Genomic DNA, 19,808 nt, shown 5'->3' with positions numbered 1-19,808 from the left:
GGAGGGCGGGCGCCGCTGCGCCCAACCAGCACCCTCGGTCGACCGGGCAGGCGCCATCGGCTACCGGGAGTAACGTCAGCCCCAGCACCCTCTACAGCCATGTCGCCGACGAACCTGAACAAAAGAACTCGACGGGGAACTCGATGGTCGTGCGGACCTCTTCGTCTCGGACGAGGTCGAAGACCCTGCCCTTGAAGAACTCGGGACACCCGAGGTGGGTCTCCAGCATGCAGGCGTCGAGGAAGTCCGTCCCGATGTCGGCCCGTGGCTCGAACAGCTTGCCCTGGAAGTGGTACTTCGCGTCCTCGATGCGCTTTGGCACGATCCAGACGAACAGCTCCCGGTTGTACTCGTGCACGACGTGCCAGTGCGGCTGAGCCCGGTAGCTGTGGCAGCACTTCTGGTCGATGACGATGCCCCAGGGCCGCCCCTGGAGGGAGCCGTCGGTATTCGCGAGCGGGCACCTGCGCTGCAGCTGGTTGTAGACGGCCCTGGACATCCGCTTGCCGTTGACGGACAGGACCTGGATGGTGACGGTGGCTCCTGGGTCGCGAGTTCCATGCCGTCAACAACGCCTGCCGGGTGCGCGACGGGTCGGTGCCAAACGCGGTTTACCGCGTTTGGCCCATCCGGGTGATCGCTACTGAGGTGGGCGCGGTCTGATCGGGACGACGTGGGGATCGCCGGTGACCAGCTGGTCGCGGAGCCGCTGGTTCTCCAGCGCGAGCTGGTTGACGACACGGACCAGGGCCGGGACGTCGGCGCGGAGCTGGCCGAGCTCTTTGTTCTTCGCGGCGATCGTCTTCTTCAGCTTGGCGACGGTCTCCCGCAGCCGGGCTTCGGTGTCCGGGACGGCGCCGAGCTGCTGGACGTGGTCGTAGAACTCGTTGCGCAGGTCGGGATGGCGCTGGGTCAGGGCGTTGCGGGGGACTCCGGCTTCCTGGGCGAGGGCCACGATGGTCAGCGCGCCGGTGGAGTGCTGCGGGGTGCCGGCCAGGATGCGCTGCATGGCGGCGCGGATGCGGTCGCGCTCGTCGAGGGCGGGGGTCATCGTGGTGGGGCCTCCGGCTCGGTGAGGCGGGTGCGGTCGTGTTCGTCGGCCCAGGACCGGAGACGGGCGGCGTTGGTTCGAAGCCGTTCGGCGACGGGCTCGGGGGTGTGGTGGGCCTGCTGGTGGAGCCGGTCGGCGCGTGCCCGCAGTTGGTCGGCGTGGCGGTCGGTGCGCACGGTGTTCCCACAGCCGGGTACGCACCGGTCCAGGCTGGGGGTCTCCCGAGCGCCTTCGCGGGCGCACAGGGCGGTGTCGCTGCGGTAGAGGCACAGGAGCAGGGCGTGCGGGTTGTCGTAGAGGACGGTGCCGTCGCGTCCGAGGAAGGTGCGGGCGAAGCGGGCGGTGATGCGGCGGCCTTCGAACCGCGGGGTGCGGGCGGCTTGGAGGAGGGCCCGTCGGGCTGCCGGTCCGGACACGCCGCCGCCGGCGGCGAAGTGCTCGCGCAGGTCGGCGGCGGTCTCGGCGACGCCGAGGGCGGTCTCGATGTCGATGACGCTGTGGATTCCGCCTCGGGCGCGGGTGCCGTAGCGGCCGGAGGTCTCGGTGTCGAGTGCGGTGCGCAGGTGCCCGTACTGGATGGCCAGGGCGACCAGGCCGCCGGGCCGGCGGGCGATGTGCCAGGCGAGGGTGCGGCGGAAGCGGGCGAGCCCGACTTTGCCGGCCGGGTCGGGCGGGATGGTCTGGTGCGGGAGCCCGTGTCGTGCGGCCTCGGCGTTGCACCAGGCGATGAAGTCTTCGACGCGAACGCGCATGCTGTGCGGCTTGAGGGCGCCGGTGCCGGAGCGCTGGCACGCGAAGTCGTGGACGTTGCGGTCGAAGAGGAGTGCTCCGGCGGGGGCGATCTGCTCCAGTACGCGGATCGCGCGGACGACGGGTGGGATCGCGACCCAGGGCACGGTGCGCTCCAGGCCGGCGGCGACGTGGTTGCCGTCCTCGTCGACGGCGGACTTGAAGTGCGTGCCGGTGATCAGATGGGTGTCGGTCCCGGCGGCCTCGTCGCTGCCGGGCTCCTCGGATGCGTCGTTGCCCTCGGGATCGGCCACACGGATGAGGTGCCGTGCCGGGGCGCCGTCGGGGCGTTCGCCCGGATCGGGGCAGCATCCGGAGCGCAGCGCGAGGACTTCCTGGGGGCGCATGCCGGTCAGGTAGGCGCAGACGATGAACGCGGCGGTCCCCAGGTGCCGCATCAGCGTGATGGTCTCGGTGTAGTCCAGGTGCTCGCGCCAGGGCCGGGCGGCGATCAGGCCGGTGACGGGCGCTTGCAGCGGGCACGGGCCGGGGCGCAGGGCGACCGTGGCGGTGAGGGCGTGGGTCTTGTTCATCGCGTCGAGCTGTTTCGCGGAGGCCCCGGTGAGGGCCAGTACGTAGTCGCGTGCCAGCCGGACCGCCCCGTTCTCGGAGTTGGAGGGCAGCGGCAGTGTGTCTGCCAGCAGGGGCTCGAAGAAGGCGTGCAGCGCGGCCTTGCCCTGGGGGGTGGACCGATGGGACCGGGCGATCGCCCTCAGCCGCCCGCTCTCCCGCCGGGCCGCCAGGATGTCGCCGGAGAGGTCCTCGACCATGCGGACGGCCCAGACGAGCAGCGGGCCCATGGTCTCCTCGGCCAGCGGTTCCCGCGCGTTCTCGCCGCCCAGGGCGCTGGCGGCGGGGAGGTAGTCGTCGACACCGAACTCGTCCCACGGGGGCCGGGCGAATCCGGCCGGGCGGCCGCTGAGTCCGTCGAAGGCCCACAGGCGGACCAGGGCGGTGAACTGCCGGACCGCGGCGCTGCGCGAGGGGCTGGTGTCCCGGAGGTGGAGGCCGTAGTCGTGAAGCACCTGCTGGTCGCACGCGCCCAGCGAGCGGACGTCTCTGTCGGCGAGCCAGAGGGCGAAGTGCTTCCAGTGGTCGATGGTCTCGTGGACAAGGGCGGGGGACAGGCGGGTGCGCATCTTGACGCCGCGCTGCTTGACGAAGGACGGCCTCAGCTCGCCGTTGATCAGCGTCCATGCCACCAGGCGGATCTCGTCGCGCAGCGCGGCGGGGAACTGCCGCCAGGTCACCGAGCGCAGGCCCTCGCCCGGGTTGGCGACGAGCGGGGCCAGTGACCACACCGGGTCACGGAAGTTCGAGGTGAAGTGCGCGTGGTCGGGGGCGGCCAGGTGGGCCGGAACGACCGGTGTGGTCGGAGAGGGCACAGGGAGGCGGAAGCGGTCGATCGCGGGCGCGGTGGTGGTCACGGGGCGAGGTCTCCGGAGAGCAGGTGGCTGATGAGGGTCCGGTCCGCTTCGGTGACGTCGGCCAGGGCGGTGCGCCAGGCCGGGCCGCCGACCTGGTGGCGGAGGTCTTCGAGACGGGCGTGGGCGTCGCTCCACCCTTCGGCCCAGACGGCGGCCGGCAGGACCGGGCGGACGTTGTCGAGCGCCTGGTGAAGGTGCGCCAGCCTTGGGTGGTGGCCGGGATGGATGCGCGCGTTGCGGCAGCCCAGGCAGAGCAGGAACGAGGCGCCGCAGCCGCCGTCCGCCGTCGGGGACGGCCCGTGCTGAGGCTCGTGGCAGCTCGCGAGCACGGTGTGGCGGTCGCCCGGGTCGTGCGCTTCGTGCAGCTCGGCCGCCAGTTCCACGCTCTGGCGGGCCCGGGCGAGAGCGTCGTTGGCGCCCGCCGCGATGACGGGGACGGCGGCGTCCTGCACCTGCTTATCGGGCAGCACGTAGGCCCGGTCGTGGGTGTCCCGGGAGTGCTGGGCCGGCTCCCGGCGCTCGATGGCCACGACGGTGCGCCGTCCGCGCTTGAACGGCGAGCCTCCGACCCCGGCGGCATTGGCCCAGTGCTGGGCGGACTCGGTCGTCACACCGAACCGGATCGGCCCGACCGCCTGCGGCCGGTCACGGTCCGAGCTCGTACGGCGGTGGTGCTGGGGCCGCCACGCCACGAAGTGGTCCGTGCCGGGCGACAGGCGCTCGGCCAGGTCACGGGCGAACCGCGTCGCCGACAGCGCTTCGGTGATGAGTCGGCCGGCGGTACCGGCTCCGAGATCGGTGACGCTCTCGGTCTCGAACCACCGCCCGCCGCCTCGGCGCCGCTTCTCCAGCGGCACCAGGTAGGTCGCACGCCCATCGTCCTCACCGTCATCGGGTGCGGCCCGCGGGGCCGGCGCCCGGTCGATCACCGACAGGTTCCAGCCGAAGTCGACCATCAGCAGCACACCCAGCGCGGCCGCCTCCAGCCGGGACAGGTACAGGCGCTGCCACGTCGCCAAGGGAGAGGTGCCACCAAGAGCACGGCGGTAGCGGTGCGGAAGCGTGAGCTTCCCGCCCGGGCACAGCACCACCGGGGTGAAGCCCGTTCGGGCGAGGGCGTCGAGCGCCTCCCCGGCCAGCCACTCGGCGCCTCCGGGGGTGATCGCCCCGCAGCGCCAGCGCTCCAGAAGGCGGGCGTTCTCCTCGATCCGCAGCAGAGCGGCCCGGAAGGTCCGGCGCGCCGCGGTCCTGACCCGCTGGAACTCCTGGCCGCTGTAGGACCCCTCGCCTTGAGTCCGGAGGACACCGACGCGCCGTGCCAGTTCCTCCGCGACGGGGCCCGCCTGGAGGCGCTCGTCGCGGCGCAGCAGCGCCGCCACGTCCCGCCAGCGGTGCCGGCCGCTCGTGGTCGACTTCAACGAGTCCCACCAGGCCCTGACCACCTGCGCGTCCAGGCCGTCGACATCCTCGGGCGGGTGCTGGTGGTCGAGGACGTACGTGACGAAGGCGTTCAGGTGCCTCCAGGCGGCCCGGGAACTCTGGTGGCTGGTCCAGTTGCGGCCGCACGGGACGGCGAACAAGCGGGCCAGAGAGCGCTGCATCCGCTCGCCGACCGGCAGGAGGGAGGAGTCGTACTCCCGCACGAAGCCCTGCGCGTTGCGGTGCCGCACCACCAGGCCACCAGCATCCAGCGGGTTCGGGCGTGAGGGCTGCTGTCCGGCGTCCGGCAGGGACGCCTTGCGGCCGCGGCCGCTCACCAGACCACCCCATCGGGCGACAGCCTGGCGTCGATGTCCACGATGCCTTCAGCCTCCCGGGCGACACGGGCGAACACGTCGTCCACGCCCGGCGCCGGCATGTCCAGCGGCGCGGAGACGACGGCGAGCAGCGACGCCAGCTGAAGGTGCCGTACGGGCGCCAGATAGATGTTCACCGTCGTCTCCCGCGAGGCGTGGCCGAGCAACCCCTGCACCATGAACCACGGATCGCCGTACAGCAGACGGAAGTCCCGCCGCTCCGCCGCGGTCAGGCCGTAGCGGCGGTCCATCAGCTCGTTCAGCACCACGAGCATGTAGAGGGCGAACGAGTGCCGGGAGGCGTGCGGCGAGGCCGTCGGCCAGTACACCTTGTGAGGGTCCGAGCGAAGGTGCCGAGGGGGCGCGAGGGCCTCCTCGCACCGCCGGTTGGCTTCGGCGAACACCCCGTTCCAGGAGTGCGGCCGCAGCGGCAAGCCCTCCTCGGTCAGCCACAGCCACAACGGCTCCGGACCCCCGGGCCCTTCGGTGAACAGCAGTATCCGCTCCTGCCAGGTGAACTTGCCGAGCTCCCGCTCGCCGCAGGTCCCGTCCCGCTCCACCCACCGCACCCTCGGCTTCAGCCCGGACACCACCTCGGTCACCAGGCGCATCCCCGCCAGGCGGTCGTACCGGCCGGCCCGCTGGGCCCCGGCGACCGACCAGGCGCGGGAGGACTCGACGTAGGTCTCCACGTCGCCGACCGCCCCGGCCGAGACGTAGAAGGTGCGCGACGCCTTGGAGCGCGTCACCTTGGCGGCCACCCGGCCGTGGGCGTACCGCGCCCCCGCAGGCGGCACGTCAGGGACCTCGAAGGTCAACAGCGACCCGGCCTCTTGGCGGCGCAGCCCCGACGACGTCACCGTCCGCACGAACGCCACGTTCCGGTCCTCCAGACGGCCCGCCCAGCCGAATCGCTGGCGGCCGTCCCGGTCGAGCCCGCGCAGTCCGACATCCGCCCACAACCGCCACGTCCGGGGAGTCAGCCACCGTACGTTCGACGCCCGGGCGTCCTTCGCCCGGGCCACCGGAACCTCCGCCACGGCCCCGTCCCGGCCCACCACCTCGCGCATCTCCACCGGGTTGGAGGCGATCCAGCCGGCGCGCTTCGCCCATCGGTAGAGCGCCGTGAACGCCGCCAGCTCGCGGTTCCACTTGGACCCGCCGATCTGACCGGGGTTCTCCGGTGCCTCCTGCCGCCAGAACTCGTAGTCGTTCAGGTCCTGGCCCGTCGCCTGGATCCACGACTTGCCACGTCCCCAGAGAAAGGTCAGCAGCAATGCAATGTCGGTCGCGTAGTTCCTCTTGGTCTCCACCTCGTAGAAGCGAAACACCCTCGACTGCACGTAGCGGCTCAGCAGCGGGTCGACCTGATAGTCCGGTGACAGGAAGATCGGATCTCCAGGACGGACACCGCTCGACGCCTCGCGTTCCCCGAGGCACTCCCAACCGCGCAGCAGGCCCGGCCGGACGCTAGCCGCCGTGCTGCCCTCAGGCACCCAGAACACCTTCCAGCCTGCCAATGAAGCACCCCTTCGGATCGCCTTCAACAAGCGCATCCAATAGGGAAGTTGTGCGCCACGACAAGGGCTGGCAGGACGGGCGCATCTACGGCGACCCGATCCCCGGCGCCCTCGAAGCCCTGCGCATCCTCCAGGCCGTCAGGTCCGTCTTCATCGTCACGGCCCGCCACCGCCGCTACCACCCCGCCATCGCGGCCTGGCTGATCAGCCACGGATTCGACGCGATCGTCGACGAGGACCCCGACCGCGCCTACTGGCTCGGCACCCAAATCCTGGTGACGAACAAGAAACTCGGCGGAGCGATCTACATCGACGACCGCGGCCTGCGACTGGGAAACCGCCCTCCCCGAAGCGCTGCGCCGCATCGGTGAACTGCCCGAACCGGCTGCGCAGCCCGCCGCCGACCTCCCCGCGCTGACGATCCGCCAGCCCTGGCTCGCCGCGATCCTCGCCGGCGACAAGGGCGTCGAGAACCGCAGCTGGCCGACCAGGCACCGCGGACCCGTCGTGCTGCACGCCGCTCGGGCCCTCGCCCGCGCCGGCCAGGCCGACCCGCTCGTCCGCGCCGTCCTCGCCCGCCCCGGTGCTCCGGCGCTGACGACCGGCGCCCTCGTCGCCATCGCCACCATCACCGACTGCCACCGCGACATCGGCTGCTGCCGCCCCTGGGGCCTGCCCGGCCTCTGGCACTGGACCCTCGCCGACGTCCAGGCTCTCCCCGACCCCATCCCCGCTGCCGGCCGCCTCGGCCTCTGGCGCCTCGACCCCGGCCAGCACGCCCTGCTCCACCGCCACCAGGCCGCCACCCTGCCCACCCCCGCCCACCACTGACCAACTGGAGCAGCCCGTGCTCGCCGACCCCTTCGTCCTGCTGCTCGCCGGACACTACGCCGGCGACTACCTCTTCCAGAGCGACCACATGTCCGAACACAAGGCCGAGAAGTCCCTGACGGGCTGGCTCGCCAACGGCGCGCACGCCGCCTGCCACATCGGGGTGACACTCGTCCTGCTGCTCAGCGCCCGCGCCCTGATCGGCCTCGACATCTCCGCCACCGGCACGTGTGCCGCCCTCGCCTGGGTCGGCCTCTCGCACGGACTGATCGACCGCCGATGGATCGTCGAACGGTGGATGCGCCACACCGGCAGCACCGTCTATTTCGAGAGCGGACGAGGCGCCCCGATGGTCGACCAAGCCCTGCACATCGTCGCGGGCATCACCCCCGCTGCCCTGCTGCTCACCGCCCTCCACTGAGCGGCTGTTCCCCTCATGACGAAGGCCCGCACCCCAGCGCTGGGGTGCGGGCCTTCGCCATTTCCCGAACTAGCTGGCCGCCTCGATCTCGGCCAGCTCCAGGTCATCGATCAGGAGGCCTGCCAGAGTGGTTCGCTGCTCAGCCGACATGTGTTCCCGAAGCAGCTTGTAGACCGATGTCGGGTCGTCCCACGCCACGATCGACGCCGCAGGCGGCTCGGACGTAGCTTCGGCCAGACCGTTAACGGCGTTAACGGTGGGCGCCGCCGTCTCCCCCGCCCCGCTGTTCGACGAAGGGGTATTAACGGCGTTAACGGTGGGCGCCGATTCGCGCGTTGCGAGCTGTCGGCGCGGGGCTCGTTGGCGAGGGGTATTAACGGCGTTAACAGCTTCCGCCGCAGCCGATGCCTGCTGCTCTTTGGGCATCCGGCCAATACGGCGGGCCGGCTCCACCTTCAGCTCTCCGGTCTCCACCTTCTCCTGAAGCTCCGGCGTGAGCTCCAGGAGCGCGAGGCGCTGGGACACCCAGGCGGGTGTCTTTCCCAGGCGCTTCGCCACCTGCCCTTGCGAGCCGTGGACTGTCACCAGTTCCTGGATGGCCTTCGCCTGGTCCAGCGGAGGAACGTCCACCCGGTGCACGTTGGCGATCAGCGCACTTTCCAGCAGGTCCGCCGCGCTCGCCGCGAGATCGTCGTTGACATCGATCCGCAGCTCCGCGAGCTCCGCGAGAGGTGCCGCGGCCAAGCGTCGGTTGCCGTCGATGACGACGTACTCGGCCTCGCCCAGGTCGGTCTCGCGTCCTGGGTGCGCGGTGAGGAAGGAGGCACGGCGGACCACGGCGACGGGCTGAATCTGCCCCTTTAGCCGCAGAGACTCGGCAGTCTCCTCCAGGTCGGTGAGCTCGTCGCGCGGGTTGAAGGGATTGTGGGCGAGTAGCCTCAGCTCGACCGACGTCGGAGGGCGCCGGCCCTCACCGTTCATGATCTGCTGACGCGTGCGGACACGGCGAGGCCCGGGGGCAGCGTCCTTGCCGTTGTCGTCGATGTCGAAGCCACGGGTGACCCGCTGGGCAGGGGGCGTCATACGGCAAGCTCCTTCGCCAGGTCGCGCATCACCTGCGCGTGTTCGCTGTCCGGCGCGTACTCCAGCAGCGGGATCTCGCCGTCCGCAGCCTCGCGGCCTTCCTTCAGATCACCGATCACGGCCAGGACTCCAGGGGAGCTGCTCTTCTCCCACTGCTTCTTGTTCTCCTTCACGAGCTTGCCGCGGCGGCTGTCGTACGCGTTAATGATCAGCCCGAGGTAGTCGACCTGGATACGGCCCTTGCGGCACAGATCGTCCATCTGGGACTTGAGCAGCCGGAACGCGCGATGGGACGCCTTGTTCGCCCAGACCGGGGTGATGACTCCCGACCGGTCGGCCAGCTCGCCCTCCCGGCGGCGTACGTAGTAGAGCGCCGTGTCCATGTTGAGCCCGAGGCTGGGCGGCCCGTCGATGATGATGACGTCGTAGTCGGCCTCCAACGGCTCCAGGGCTCGCTCCAGCGCGGCCTCGCTGAAGCTGACCTTCGAGAGGGCGACATCGCGCAGGAACGCGTCGTCCGACGCCGGCAGCAGGTGCAGCCGCTCGCCGAAGCGGGCGCCGTCGAGGGCCACCAGCAGTTCGCGGATGTCGCCCTTGGCGGTGCCGTCCATGTGCATCATCAGCGTCTCGACGTCATCCTCGTACATGAGGTCCTCGAAGCCGAGCTCAGCCGTCAGGTGCCCCTGCGGGTCGTAGTCGACCAGGAGCACGCGACGGCCGGCCTCTGCCAGCGCCTGGGCGATGCCGGATGAGAGGAAGGTCTTGCCCACCCCGCCCTTCTGGTTCGCCACTATGACCCGGACGACGGGCTGGGCAACAAGCGGAGCGGTCGGCGACGGGTGCTTCTCCAGCCACAGAGTCAGCGCCTGGGCCAGCCCCTGGACGTAGGTGATCTCGCGGTCGTTGCACACGCCCTTGAACCGGTCGGCCTCGCCGATGGGCAGGAACGTGCCCCAGGTCTTGGCGCCATCGGTGTTCACCGTCGGGAGATCCGAGGCCTCGTACCAATCGCGGATCGCGTACTCGGTCGCGTCCTGAATATCCAGACCATGCTCAAATGCGCGGATCTTCAACTGGCGTCTCAACTGCGGCGGAAGAGAAGTGATTAGCTTCTCCCGCTTCAAACTGGCCGATGGGCTGCTCATAAGACCAAACATTACTAGGTCGCATCGTCAGCTCCACCACACCACCCCGGAGCGCCCGATCCATCCGCTGCCCACCTGGATACCGACACCGCCCCCAGGGCATAGTCCAACCCAGGCCCATCCAGGGGAGGAGACCAACGCGGTGTCGTGGAGAGATGCGGTGCAGCCGGCTCTGCGGGTGATGTTGCAGGGGGAGGCCTACCCGGACCCGTACCTGGAGGTGCTGCGCGTCGGGGTGGAGTACGAGGAAGTCGCCAAGGCTGTCGTCGTGACGCTGGTGGTGGATGGGGTACTCGTCACGGGGACCGTGATCCCGTCCGGGGTGTGGGAGGACCTGTACTTCCGTCAGGTCGGGGAGGTCGACCACTACGGGCTGCGGAAGGTCATGCGGGAGGTGCTCGGGCACCTGGACCACGCCGCTGAGAACGGTCGTCGCCGGGCACCCGACCCGCGGTTCCTGCACCTGAAGGACGTCACCGTCCGCGCCGGCCGGATCGCCCGGAGACTGCCGCTCTGGCGCGGGCCGATCGCGGCGGTCAGCGGCTGGAGCCTGGGCGAGCCGGACGAGCGCTGAGCCCACGGCCGCCCGCACGTCCGGCAGAGGGCGGACGTTGTGCGGGCGGCCGACGGCGCCGGGCCGTCAGCCGCGGCCGCCGGAGCCCGACGGCGCCTGGTGGACGTGGTGGCCGGGCAAGTGGACGGTGGGCGGATATGCCGGCGGGGGAGGGATCAGCGCGGGTCGGGTCGGAGGGTCGGTGGGCGCGGGCGGGGCGAGGGGGTAGTCCTCGTCGGGGCCGGCGTGGCCGACCGTCGGCGCTTCGGCCGGGCCGGGCTGCGCCGTCGTGGTCGTCGACATGGTGCGGGCCGGTGGCAGGACCGCGTTGGCGGTGGGAGCCGACGTTTCCGGAGCAGCGCGGTGCTCGGCCCAGGTTGGGGCTGGCGCTGGTTCGGCCTGTCCGGCGCTCTGCGACGGCGCAGGTGGTTCCGGAAGAGGGATGCTGGTGGGATCAGGTTGCGCGGGCAGGGGCGGCTGGTGGCGGTCCTGGTAGAGCGCGGCGGCTGCCCGCCGCCGGGCGTTCCAGCGTCCGGTCTGGACCCGTTCCAGGGTGCGCATCAGGTCCCGGGCGGCGGTGAGGGTGAAGACGCCTCGGGTGCGGGTGAGCTCGTCGAACGAGGTCGGGGTGAGGCCCCAGCGGGTCGCGTCCGGTGCCGGGACCGGGTGGCTGATCCGCCAGTCGTGGCGCCAGTTGCGGCGGCCGCCGGTGAAGGCCCAGTCCTCGCCGGGCTTGGGCTGGTGGGTGAAGTCGTGGACGCCGTAGGGGATGAGGACCTTGGCGCCGTCGAGGAAGTACACGCCGCCGCCCGCGGCGATGACGGCGAGCTGCTGCTCGGTCGGCGCGATCGTCATGTGGTCGACCAGCGGGCCGCTGCGGCCCTGCGGGGCGACCTGCAGATCGGCGAGCCGACCCGCGGACGCTGCGTCGGCCGCCCAGAACCACACGTGCCGGGCGCCGGCGCCGTAGCGGGCCCGCACCGTGCGGATCCGCTCCTGGACCTCGCCGATGTCGACCGGACGGCGGGGCCGCTCCACCACCGACACGTCCCGGCCGTCCGGGCCGCCGCGGACCACGACCGCCGGCGGCAGCACCCCCAGGGGCCCCTCGGCGCCGCCGTCGTCCAGGCCGCCGGGGAACTCCAGCACACAGTGCGCGCCGGGCCACGCCCGAGTGATCCGCTGCTGGAACTCGATGACGATCCGGTCGTCCAGCTCCAGCTGCTCGCGCACCGCCGGGGTGGCGGAGCAGTCCGTGTGGCGCCGATGGGAGAAGTGCGGCCTGTTCACGGCGCCGGGCTTGACGCTGCGCAGGATCAGGTTCTCCCGGCAGGCCCGGCACACGTACCGGCCGTTGGCCTCGCCGGACTCCAGGCCATCGGTGCCCTGGGAGAGGTCGACCCACCACTTTGTCACCCGGTCGTACACCCACGGGGCCGTCGTCTTGTCACCCATGGCACGGATCATGCCTGCTGTGTGCTGCAGCGTCCGCCGTTTCACGCGCTCTGTCTTCATCAGGGAAGACATCTGGCCGGGGGAGACCTGTCCCGCCGTGACTTGAGGAATTTCCCAGCAGCGACCAGAAGCCCGGTGCTTGACTACAGCAGAGCGCAATTCCGGGGACACAGGGAGTAGTTGCATGGGAATCGGTGACACCTACCTCAGCAAGGCGGAAGTCCAGGACCTGCTCAAGGTCGGTTCGTTCGGGATGTGGCGACTGCTCCGCCAGTACAAGGACTTCCCCGTCCCCGAGAAGAACCCGTACCGCCGCTCCTACGACCCGGATCCTGCCGGACCGGTATGGGACGGCACCGCCCTGTATCAGTGGGCCGCAGGAACCCCGGAGTTCCGCCACCGTGGCGCCGTCCTGGCTCGCCCCCTGTCCGGTCTGCGCCAACCGGGCCGGCACCTCGGCTACCGCGACACTCCACACGGCCCGGCCACCGACTGGCACACCGACATCGGCGTCATCCGCATGCTCCACACCACTGGCAGCAGCGCAGCGTTGTCGGCCGCCGTCGGCCTGGCCGCCGAGTTCAACCGTGAGATCGTCACCGTGTGCTCCCTGTACGGTGACATCGGCGCCACCGGGCCCGCCCTGGTCGCTGTCGACACCGCCCAGCCGCGTATTGCGTACGAGGCCCAGTGGGGGACCGTCGTAGACCTTGTTGGGCAGGTCATCCCGTGGTGGCCCGGCCTGCTGCGTCGGCCGGAGGTCATCCGTCAGTGGCAGCCCGGAGCCGAAGTGGTGGTCGCTGACGTCCTGGCCGAAGAGCGGGAGACGGTCCTGCGCGAGGCCGCCCGCAACCCTGCTTTCGGCGTGGCCGCGCGCACTGCGCTGACCAACATGGCCAACCAGATCCGCAACCAGCGCGTCGAAGACGTCGCCTCGGAGATCCAGATCTTCGGCGACCACGCGTCCCGGGACCAGACCCGGATGGTCATCGCCGCCCGGCACGATGCGGCCGCTCACCCCATCGGCATTCTGGAGGAAGACGACGACGTCGATGACGTCCTTGTCACGGGCTGGCGGGAGATCGCCATCAGCGCCCAGCCCGATGCGGTCGCTGCCACCGACATTGCCCTCGGCTACCACCCCGACCTGCTGCCCTTCGGGCGGTTCACCGACGTCCGGGCCAAGGAGGGAACCATTGCCGAGCGCTGGTCCCGCAGGCTCACCGTCTGCGACCCGACCGCCGCCCACGCCACACTGGCTGAGGGCAAGCAGGTGGAGGTGTTCTTCGTCGATCCCCTCACCGACATGCCCGTTGTGCGCACCAAGAACGATGGCGACGAGGGGGCCAAGTGGCTCTTCTACGCCCCGCTCGCTCTGCCTGCCGGCCGCGGCGAGCTGGCCTCCGTCGTCCTGTACGACACCGTGTGGATCACTACCACCGACGGACAGGTCCATCCGGCTCCCTGCACCCCGGGCGACCACCTGTGGTGGGGCGACGGCTGGGGCGATCGGCCCACCGAAGCCGCCCACGTCGTCAACCAACTCCTGGACGACCTGGCCCGCCCGATCAGTCTTCGCAACCACTGGTCGAAGGCCCCGACCGGACTCACCGGCCTGTTCAACGAGGAACACAAGCAGGGCACCGAACTTACCCGCGCCACGCTGCTGCATGCGCGGATGACCCCGCCGACCCTGCGGCGCTGACCGCGAATGCAGCGGGTCGAGGCAAAGCCCCCGGCCCGGAATGCACTCTGCCGAGGCCCACAGCACGGTAGAAGCGGGGAGGCCGTCACGAGTGGTGGCCTCCCCGGGCTTTCTCAGGCCGTTGGGCAACGCACCCGCCCTGGCCGGGACTGCCCGCTGCGGTCAGCGGTTGGGGAGCCGGCGGGTGGTGACGAGGGTGCGCCAGCGGGTGCGGACGGTGTCCTCGTCGTCGAGCCACCGGGTGGCGGATGGTGAGGGCAGCGGCCGGTCGGCCATGAAGTGGGCGATGTCGGCGTAGTAGGCGAAGTCTCCGCTGGTGGTGGCGTCGGCCAGCCGGGAGATGGCGGCGGTCAGGTCGTCTCCGGCGTCGCGCAGGGCGTGGTGGAAGGCGAGGGCGGTCTCCAGCAGGGGGATGAGCCAGGGCAGGCCGGCGACGTCGATCCGGGTGCGCAGGACGGTGGCGCGCTCGGTGAGCTCGCGGTTGTCGGTGCCGGCGTCGCGGACGAGGGCGGCGACCTGGAGGAGCAGGGCGGTGGCGCGTTGGTCGAGGGGTTCCAGGTACTGGCGGGCGAGGGCGATCTCCTCGTCCGCGCGGGTGGGGTCGGTGAACGCGGTGACCAGGGCCAGGCGGGTCTGGGCGATGGCGCGTTCGCCGGGGGCGTCGTGCTGTTCGGCCTCGGCGCGCCCGTCGCGCAGGGCCTGGGCGGCTGCGGCGAAGTCTCCCTGGGGCCAGAGGATGTCGCCGCGGACGCGGTGGCGGCGGCTCTTCCACGTGAGGGTGGAGGCGGCGGCCAGGGCGGCGGGGAAGTCGCCGGCGATGCGGGCGAGGTTGGCGATCCCGCGCTGGGCCTGTGGGGCGAGGCGGCCGCCGGCGGCGGCGACCTGCTGCATGCCTTCAAGGGAGGCGGTGGTGCGGCCGAGGTCCTTGTCGGCTTTGGCGCGGTAGTAGCGGGCGACGTCGGCGAGTTCGTCGGACAGCAGGCCGCCGTCCAGGACGGCGGTCAGCCGGCGGGCGGTGCGCTCGCGGTGTTCGTGCTGGCGGCGGCTGATGGCGGTGAGCAGTTCGGCCAGGGCGTCGGCCGGGGTGTCCGTCCCGGCGACACTGCCCTCGCTGTCGCCCGGCGTGGCCCGGGGTGCGGGCGGGGCGATGGGCTCCCACACGGAGTCGTCGATGTAGGCGAACGCGGCGTCGGTCAGCCAGGCCAGGTCGTCCAGGTGGTGGTCGCGCGCCAGGCGCAGGCCTTGGCGCAGGCACGCGACGAGCCAGGCCCGCCCGGCGGCGGGGGAGGCGTCCTGCCACTGGGTGCCGAGTGCGGCCAGGGCGCGCTGCGCGGCCTGGTGCCAGTCGTCGGGGGTCCAGCGGTCTGCGGAGTGGGTGTCGTCGCTGCGCAGCGCGGTGCGGATGGCGCCGTGCAGGTGGTAGGGCCAGGTCGCGTGCGGGTCTTCGCTGACCATGGGGCGTTCGACGAGGCGGCGGGCGGCGGCCTGGTGGGGGAGGCCGGCGGCTTGGGTGGCGAGGTCGAGGTCGAAGGCGTCGAGGAGGGAGGCGCTGCGCAGGACGTGGCGTTCGTCCTCGGTGAGGTCGGACAGGGTGCGGGCGATCAGCGCGGGGAAGGTGTGGTCGAAATCGGCCGGGGCGGGGGTGCGGCCGGTGCGGCGGATCTCCAGGAAGCGGGCGACGGCCAGGTCGAGGTGCAGGGGCAGGCCGTGGGAGCGGGCGGTGATGACGGCGCGCACGTCCGCGGGGATGAGCGGGGCGCCGTCGTGGGTGAGACGGTGGGCGAGGTAGTGGTCGCAGTCGCTCGGGGAGAAGTCGCCGAGCAGGTGCTGGCGCCGGCCGCCCGCCGTGCGGGCCGGCTGCCGCTCTTCCGGGGCCAGGTGCGGCCACGCCTGGGGGCCGGTGTAGTCGAGCTGGCCCTGCAACGCGTCCTCGCCCCAGGCGAGGCGGTTGCGGCCGGCGATGACGAAGAAGCAGTTCGGCATCAGCCACACCAGACGCTGCAGCAGCCGCTCCAGATCGCGGTGCCGGTCGGCGGTGTCCTCGAAGGTGTCCAGCAGGACCACCGGCACCACCGCCTTCTTCGCCGGCAGCCAGCTGACCTCCCACGCCAGCAGGTGCGGGTAGAAGGAGAGCGCCTCCAGGTCCGCGTCGGCCTCCAGCAGCGCCGCCGTGCGGGCGGCCCCGGCCAGGGCGCGGGCCCGCTCGCGGCGCTCGCGCAGCGCCGTGACGAGCGCGGTGGCGACCTGCCCGGCCGCTGACCCGACCAGGCCGGGCAGCTCCAGCGAGCCGGCGACCTGGTTCACGGCCGCTCCGAGTTGCCCGGGCAGCACCTGCCCGACCCTGCCCATCAGCCCGGTGCGCCGGATGTACTCCTCCAGCGGCTCGCCGGGGTGCTGGGCGTCCCAGTAGCGGCGCAGCGCCAGGTCGAAGCTGGGCAGGGGGCGGCCGACCGCGCCGGCCAGGGCCAGGCGGATGGTCAGGACGACCCGCTCGAAGTCGGATCCGGTGGAGGCGGAGCGCGCGAGGTCGATGCGGACCGGCAGCAGCCGCTCGCCGGCCCCGAGGCCGGTGCCCCACTGCCGGGGCCGCTGGTCGGCGGCGGCGAGGGAGGCTTCGAGCTTGCGCAGCAGCGTGCTCTTCCCGATGCCTCCGACGCCGTGGAACGCGATGAGGTTGGTGCGGGGCGTCTCCAGGTCCTCGACGTCGAAGGCGGGCGCGGCGATGGTGCGCAGGTGTTCCTCGACGGCTGCCGCCACCAGCGACCACTGCTGCTGCCGGTTGGTGAACGCCTCGGCGCTGTCGACCGGGTCGTTGGAGCTGAACAGCGCGCGAAGGTCGGCCACGTGAGTCCCCCCAGGACAGGATGATCTGAGGCCAATTTAGGTGATCAGGCAGGTCACGGGGCAGGATCGAACGGAAAAAGGGGCCGGGAAGGGGCCGCGGGCCGGCCTGTGCGGGCCGGCCCACGGCACCGCCCTGGCCGTGACCTGTTCCAAGCCCTGAGGTGGTTCGCCGTGCACACCCCCCAGTCCCCGCCGTCCTCGTCCCCTGGAGACGACGGCGCTTCCGTCGAGGATGCCCGGGCGGCCATCGGCGTCGTCATCGCCTGGTACGGCCGTCAGATGATGACCGCCCGGCGCGCCGGTGACCAGCAACGCCTGGCGGAACTGGCGGAGCAGCTGCGGGTGTGCGGCGAGGACCGGGAGCGGCTCGGCGACGCCGGGCCCGGGGAGATCGACCGGATCATCGAGCTGTACACCGAACGTCTGAGGGGGTTGGAGGACGCGGGCGCGAGCTAGCTAGTCCTCGTTCGAGAGCGGTACGGGGCTGTTGGCCGACTGCGAGGCGACGGGTATCGCGTACGTGCCGTACTTCCCGCTCGGCGGGGGCCTGGTCCCGCTCGACCTCGAACGGCTCGGCCGGGTCGCCGCCCGGGGGGAGAGAGAGACCACGTCGCAGGTGGCGCTCGGCGCGCTGCTGGCGGAATCGCCTTCGGTGCTGGCGATTCCGGGCACCGGGTCGCTCGACCACCTGGAGGAGAACCTCGCGGCGGGCGCCCTCGTGCTCGGCGCGGAGGACCTGGCGGAGGCGCGCCTGAGCCGAGGAACAGCCGCTCCCCGAGCGGCTGTTCCTCGGCAACTGCCGGCGGATCCGGGTCAGAGCACCACGAAGGTGAAGGCGGTGGCGCGGTTCGCGTACTGGGCGACGTGCGAGCCGTTGCCGGCGAAGTCGCCCTGGATCGCCATCCACTGCTGACTGTGCTGGACCTGGAGCGTGATGACGGGGGAGCCCGGGTCCTGGTTGCGCCAGAACCTCTGGTTCGCGCCGATGTAGGAGCCGTCGCAGCTGTCGACGGAGAACCAGTGCCCCTCCAGCTGGTAGCCGCCCCAGAGGGTGATGCAGCGGCCGTCCGCCTTGGACCTGAAGATGTAGTCGGAGGCCTTCGGGTCAGTGGACGAGCGGCAGGCCTCCCACTGCTGGGTGGGCGCGTTCGTCCGCGGGCGCTGGTAGATCGCCTTGTTGTCGGAGGCCTGGTCGTACTCCAGCGCCATGCCCGGTGTGGGTGTTTCGATCCGCAGGTAGTACCCGTCGCATATCCACCCGTTCCAGTTCCGCTCGGTCACGCGCTGGGTGCCGGCGCTCGCGGGGCTCGTCGCCATGGCTGCCGTGACCAGGAGGATCGTGGTGGCGAGGGCGATCCTGACGGCCGTCCCGGCCGTGTGCAGGAAGCGCCGGGCGGACCGGCGGGTGCGGGGTGAGGTGCCCGTCATGGTGTTCTCCTCTGTCCGTTCGCGTTTCATCGGGCGATCAGCACCCCAATCGCATCTGGGCGACGCGGCGCAGAGTGGCGGCGGGCTCCGGCACGGTGCAGACGACCGTGCCGATCTCGGGCGTCTCGTAGGTGGTGAACGTGCCGACGCCCTCCTTAAGCGCGTTGATCCACACGCCGGTGTTGGGGCCGGTCTCGGCGCACAAGTACTTCACCCAGGAGCCCTGCACCCGGCGGGTGCCGCGGTAGAGGCCGTAGTAGCCGGGGTTGTTGAAGTTCCAGGTGGAGGTGATCTGCGAGGTCGTCGTGCTCGACGTGGTGCTCTGGACGGAGAATCCGACCTTGGCCTGCACCTTGACGAAGAGCAGGGCGAAGTTGGCCGTGATCTCGGTGCTGCGGTTGACCGTGGTGGTGACCGAGTCGACCTGGGTGAGGGACTCGGTGCGCTGGCCGGTCGTCCCGTTGGCGACGTTCACCGCCAGGAAGTCGGTGACCACGGGGTCGACCTGGCTGGCGGTGACCTCGATCCAGACCGGTTCGGTGGCCGGGTTGCAGGTGGTCGTCGGGGGCCGCCCGATCGGGGTGGCGTCGGCCGCTCCGACACCGAGCGTGCAGACCATCGTGAGGGCGCTCAGGACCAGGGCGGTGTGCCCGGTGGTGCGGCGGAGGAAACCGGTGCGGTTCAGTGGGAACTCCTCGGGCTCATGGTGGGGAAGTGTCACGTGCATGACAACTGCTGGCCGGGCCTGTCTCCGACGCGTCCGGTCCTTGCTGGTGCGATGAGAACGGGCAGCCGGGACGGGGACGCTGCTCCGGTGGTTCCCTGTGCTCGGAGCCATCGTGAGTCTGCCATCGGCGAACGGGGCCCCGGTATCCCAGGACTCTGGGGGGTGACCGGGACTTCGGACCCCTCGTCGACGGCTGGGCCGACCCGGAGTGCCGGCCGGTCGTCTACCACTGCCTGCGGATTCGGCTCAGAACAGGTGCCGGAGGTACGCCTCCGGCCGCTCCAGGTAGCGGCGCCAGTGGTCGACGATCGCGAGGTCCTGCCGCCGGGTCTCCGCGATCCCGTCCTCTCCCACCTCCAGGACCGCCGCGCCCGGCACGGAGGCCAGGATCGGGGAGTGGGTCGCACAGGCCACCTGGGCGCCGCTGCGGCCCAACTCGGCCAGCAGTGGGACCAGTCGCAGGCTCGACGTGAACGACAGCGCGGCCTCCGGCTCGTCCAGCGTCACCACCAAGCGCTGCCAGCGAGTCGCGGAGTGGGCCGGGGCGAACAATGTCGAGATCGCCTACACCCCGACCAACTCCTCCTGGCTGAATCGCATCGAGGCCCAGTTCACCGCCCTGCGCTACTTCGCCCTCGACGGCACCGACCACCCCACCCACAAGGCCCAGGGCAGCATGATCCGCCGCTACATCATCTGGCGAAACAAGCACGCCGCGGACGAACGACTACGCGAAGTCGTCTCCAGGGCGAACGTTGCCTGATGCGGCGCGAGCTAGGAGCCCGTCCCGAACTCTGGCCGGTTGAGGCGTTGATGCCCGGCGGGCTTCTGCACCGGGACTGTCCGGGCTGTCCGAACAGGGCCGGCCGTGGGGTAGTGGCTCTGTTCGGCCATCATGGAGTCACCCGTCGGGACGGTCTTCGGCCGGGTAGGGGAGGTGAGCTGCCCCGAGTTTCGTGGAGTCCGCGATCGTGTGATCAAGCGGCTTGCGGGTGTTGCTTCAGTCTCGTCCGGTACGCCTGTTCGTACTCGT

19 protein-coding genes and 1 pseudogene are annotated in these 19,808 nt (G+C 71.3%); 8 read left to right on the top strand and 12 right to left on the bottom strand.

Features of this window, described 5'->3' with window-relative positions; genetic code table 11:
• Positions 1–91 precede the first annotated feature (91 nt).
• From ACFVFS_RS23940 to ACFVFS_RS23920, 5 genes are all read right to left on the bottom strand, one after another.
• Positions 92–499, bottom strand: coding sequence for a hypothetical protein (locus tag ACFVFS_RS23940; RefSeq protein ID WP_380626695.1), 408 nt, complete (start codon positions 497–499; stop codon positions 92–94).
• A gap of 141 nt (positions 500–640) precedes the next feature.
• A complete protein-coding gene (locus ACFVFS_RS23935; RefSeq protein ID WP_380626693.1) occupies positions 641–1,051 on the bottom strand; it encodes a hypothetical protein in 411 nt (136 codons plus the stop codon).
• Positions 1,048–3,267, bottom strand: a complete 2,220-nt coding sequence (locus tag ACFVFS_RS23930; RefSeq protein ID WP_380626692.1) for an integrase — start codon at positions 3,265–3,267, stop codon at positions 1,048–1,050. The genes ACFVFS_RS23935 and ACFVFS_RS23930 overlap by 4 nt, the downstream gene beginning before the upstream one ends.
• Complete coding sequence (locus ACFVFS_RS23925) at positions 3,264–5,024, bottom strand: hypothetical protein (protein ID WP_380626691.1); 1,761 nt, start codon at positions 5,022–5,024, stop codon at positions 3,264–3,266. Before ACFVFS_RS23925 ends, ACFVFS_RS23930 begins: the two co-directional genes overlap by 4 nt.
• A complete protein-coding gene (locus ACFVFS_RS23920) occupies positions 5,021–6,559 on the bottom strand; it encodes a site-specific integrase (protein WP_380626690.1) in 1,539 nt (512 codons plus the stop codon). Before ACFVFS_RS23920 ends, ACFVFS_RS23925 begins: the two co-directional genes overlap by 4 nt.
• A 74-nt stretch (positions 6,560–6,633) precedes the next feature.
• On the opposite strand from ACFVFS_RS23920, the gene ACFVFS_RS23915 reads away from it, so the two are divergent.
• The 3 genes from ACFVFS_RS23915 (at position 6,634) to ACFVFS_RS23905 (ending at position 7,835) form a co-directional block, all read left to right on the top strand.
• A complete protein-coding gene (locus ACFVFS_RS23915) occupies positions 6,634–6,954 on the top strand; it encodes a hypothetical protein (protein ID WP_380626689.1) in 321 nt (106 codons plus the stop codon).
• 136 nt (positions 6,955–7,090) lie between these two features.
• Positions 7,091–7,414, top strand: a complete 324-nt coding sequence (locus ACFVFS_RS23910) for a hypothetical protein (protein ID WP_380626688.1) — start codon at positions 7,091–7,093, stop codon at positions 7,412–7,414.
• A gap of 16 nt (positions 7,415–7,430) precedes the next feature.
• Complete coding sequence (locus tag ACFVFS_RS23905; RefSeq protein ID WP_380626687.1) at positions 7,431–7,835, top strand: DUF3307 domain-containing protein; 405 nt, start codon at positions 7,431–7,433, stop codon at positions 7,833–7,835.
• A 69-nt stretch (positions 7,836–7,904) separates the two neighbouring features.
• On the opposite strand, the gene ACFVFS_RS23900 is transcribed toward ACFVFS_RS23905, so the two are convergent.
• Together ACFVFS_RS23900 and ACFVFS_RS23895 are read right to left on the bottom strand one after the other, a co-directional pair.
• On the bottom strand, positions 7,905–8,918 hold the full coding sequence (locus tag ACFVFS_RS23900; protein ID WP_380626686.1) for a ParB/RepB/Spo0J family partition protein: 1,014 nt from the start codon (positions 8,916–8,918) through the stop codon (positions 7,905–7,907).
• The gene (locus ACFVFS_RS23895) at positions 8,915–10,063 is read right to left on the bottom strand and encodes a ParA family protein (RefSeq protein WP_380626685.1); all 1,149 of its coding nucleotides are present in this window, start codon (positions 10,061–10,063) and stop codon (positions 8,915–8,917) included. Before ACFVFS_RS23895 ends, ACFVFS_RS23900 begins: the two co-directional genes overlap by 4 nt.
• Before the next feature lie 160 nt (positions 10,064–10,223).
• Between ACFVFS_RS23895 and ACFVFS_RS23890 the strand changes: the two genes are divergently transcribed.
• Positions 10,224–10,637 carry a hypothetical protein gene (locus ACFVFS_RS23890; RefSeq protein ID WP_380626684.1) on the top strand — a complete coding sequence of 138 codons (414 nt, stop codon included), beginning with the start codon at positions 10,224–10,226 and terminating at the stop codon, positions 10,635–10,637.
• Between the two features lie 66 nt (positions 10,638–10,703).
• On the opposite strand, the gene ACFVFS_RS23885 is transcribed toward ACFVFS_RS23890, so the two are convergent.
• On the bottom strand, positions 10,704–12,071 hold the full coding sequence (locus ACFVFS_RS23885; protein ID WP_380626682.1) for a hypothetical protein: 1,368 nt from the start codon (positions 12,069–12,071) through the stop codon (positions 10,704–10,706).
• A 184-nt stretch (positions 12,072–12,255) separates the two neighbouring features.
• Between ACFVFS_RS23885 and ACFVFS_RS23880 the strand changes: the two genes are divergently transcribed.
• The gene (locus ACFVFS_RS23880) at positions 12,256–13,776 is read left to right on the top strand and encodes a hypothetical protein (protein ID WP_380626680.1); all 1,521 of its coding nucleotides are present in this window, start codon (positions 12,256–12,258) and stop codon (positions 13,774–13,776) included.
• 162 nt (positions 13,777–13,938) lie between these two features.
• On the opposite strand, the gene ACFVFS_RS23875 is transcribed toward ACFVFS_RS23880, so the two are convergent.
• A complete protein-coding gene (locus ACFVFS_RS23875; RefSeq protein WP_380626679.1) occupies positions 13,939–16,620 on the bottom strand; it encodes an ATP/GTP-binding protein in 2,682 nt (893 codons plus the stop codon).
• A 171-nt stretch (positions 16,621–16,791) separates the two neighbouring features.
• Here ACFVFS_RS23875 and ACFVFS_RS23870 point away from each other — a divergent pair, with 171 nt between their 5' ends.
• Both ACFVFS_RS23870 and ACFVFS_RS23865 read left to right on the top strand, forming a co-directional pair.
• Complete coding sequence (locus ACFVFS_RS23870; protein ID WP_380626677.1) at positions 16,792–17,076, top strand: hypothetical protein; 285 nt, start codon at positions 16,792–16,794, stop codon at positions 17,074–17,076.
• A gap of 31 nt (positions 17,077–17,107) precedes the next feature.
• Positions 17,108–17,533, top strand: coding sequence for an aldo/keto reductase (locus tag ACFVFS_RS23865; protein ID WP_380626675.1), 426 nt, complete (start codon positions 17,108–17,110; stop codon positions 17,531–17,533).
• On the opposite strand, the gene ACFVFS_RS23860 is transcribed toward ACFVFS_RS23865, so the two are convergent.
• The 3 genes from ACFVFS_RS23860 to ACFVFS_RS23850 all read right to left on the bottom strand — a co-directional run bounded on the left by ACFVFS_RS23860 (position 17,434) and on the right by ACFVFS_RS23850 (position 19,282).
• The gene (locus ACFVFS_RS23860) at positions 17,434–18,048 is read right to left on the bottom strand and encodes an RICIN domain-containing protein (RefSeq protein WP_380626674.1); all 615 of its coding nucleotides are present in this window, start codon (positions 18,046–18,048) and stop codon (positions 17,434–17,436) included. The two genes, ACFVFS_RS23865 and ACFVFS_RS23860, sit on opposite strands and share 100 nt — an antisense overlap.
• Positions 18,049–18,085: 37 nt before the next feature.
• Positions 18,086–18,775 carry a hypothetical protein gene (locus tag ACFVFS_RS23855; protein ID WP_380626672.1) on the bottom strand — a complete coding sequence of 230 codons (690 nt, stop codon included), beginning with the start codon at positions 18,773–18,775 and terminating at the stop codon, positions 18,086–18,088.
• Between the two features lie 246 nt (positions 18,776–19,021).
• A complete protein-coding gene (locus ACFVFS_RS23850) occupies positions 19,022–19,282 on the bottom strand; it encodes a hypothetical protein (RefSeq protein ID WP_380626671.1) in 261 nt (86 codons plus the stop codon).
• Between ACFVFS_RS23850 and ACFVFS_RS23845 the strand changes: the two are divergent.
• Positions 19,269–19,538, top strand: a pseudogene (locus tag ACFVFS_RS23845) (transposase); the annotation flags it as partial. The gene ACFVFS_RS23850 and the pseudogene ACFVFS_RS23845 sit on opposite strands and share 14 nt — an antisense overlap.
• Positions 19,539–19,808 lie beyond the last annotated feature (270 nt).

The sequence above is a fragment of the Kitasatospora sp. NPDC057692 genome (assembly GCF_042799475.1).
In the GTDB taxonomy this organism is placed as follows: Bacteria; Actinomycetota; Actinomycetes; order Streptomycetales; family Streptomycetaceae; genus Kitasatospora.
The sequence above is the reverse complement of the archived record's forward strand: the minus strand, read 5'-3'. Positions and strand labels throughout refer to the sequence as shown.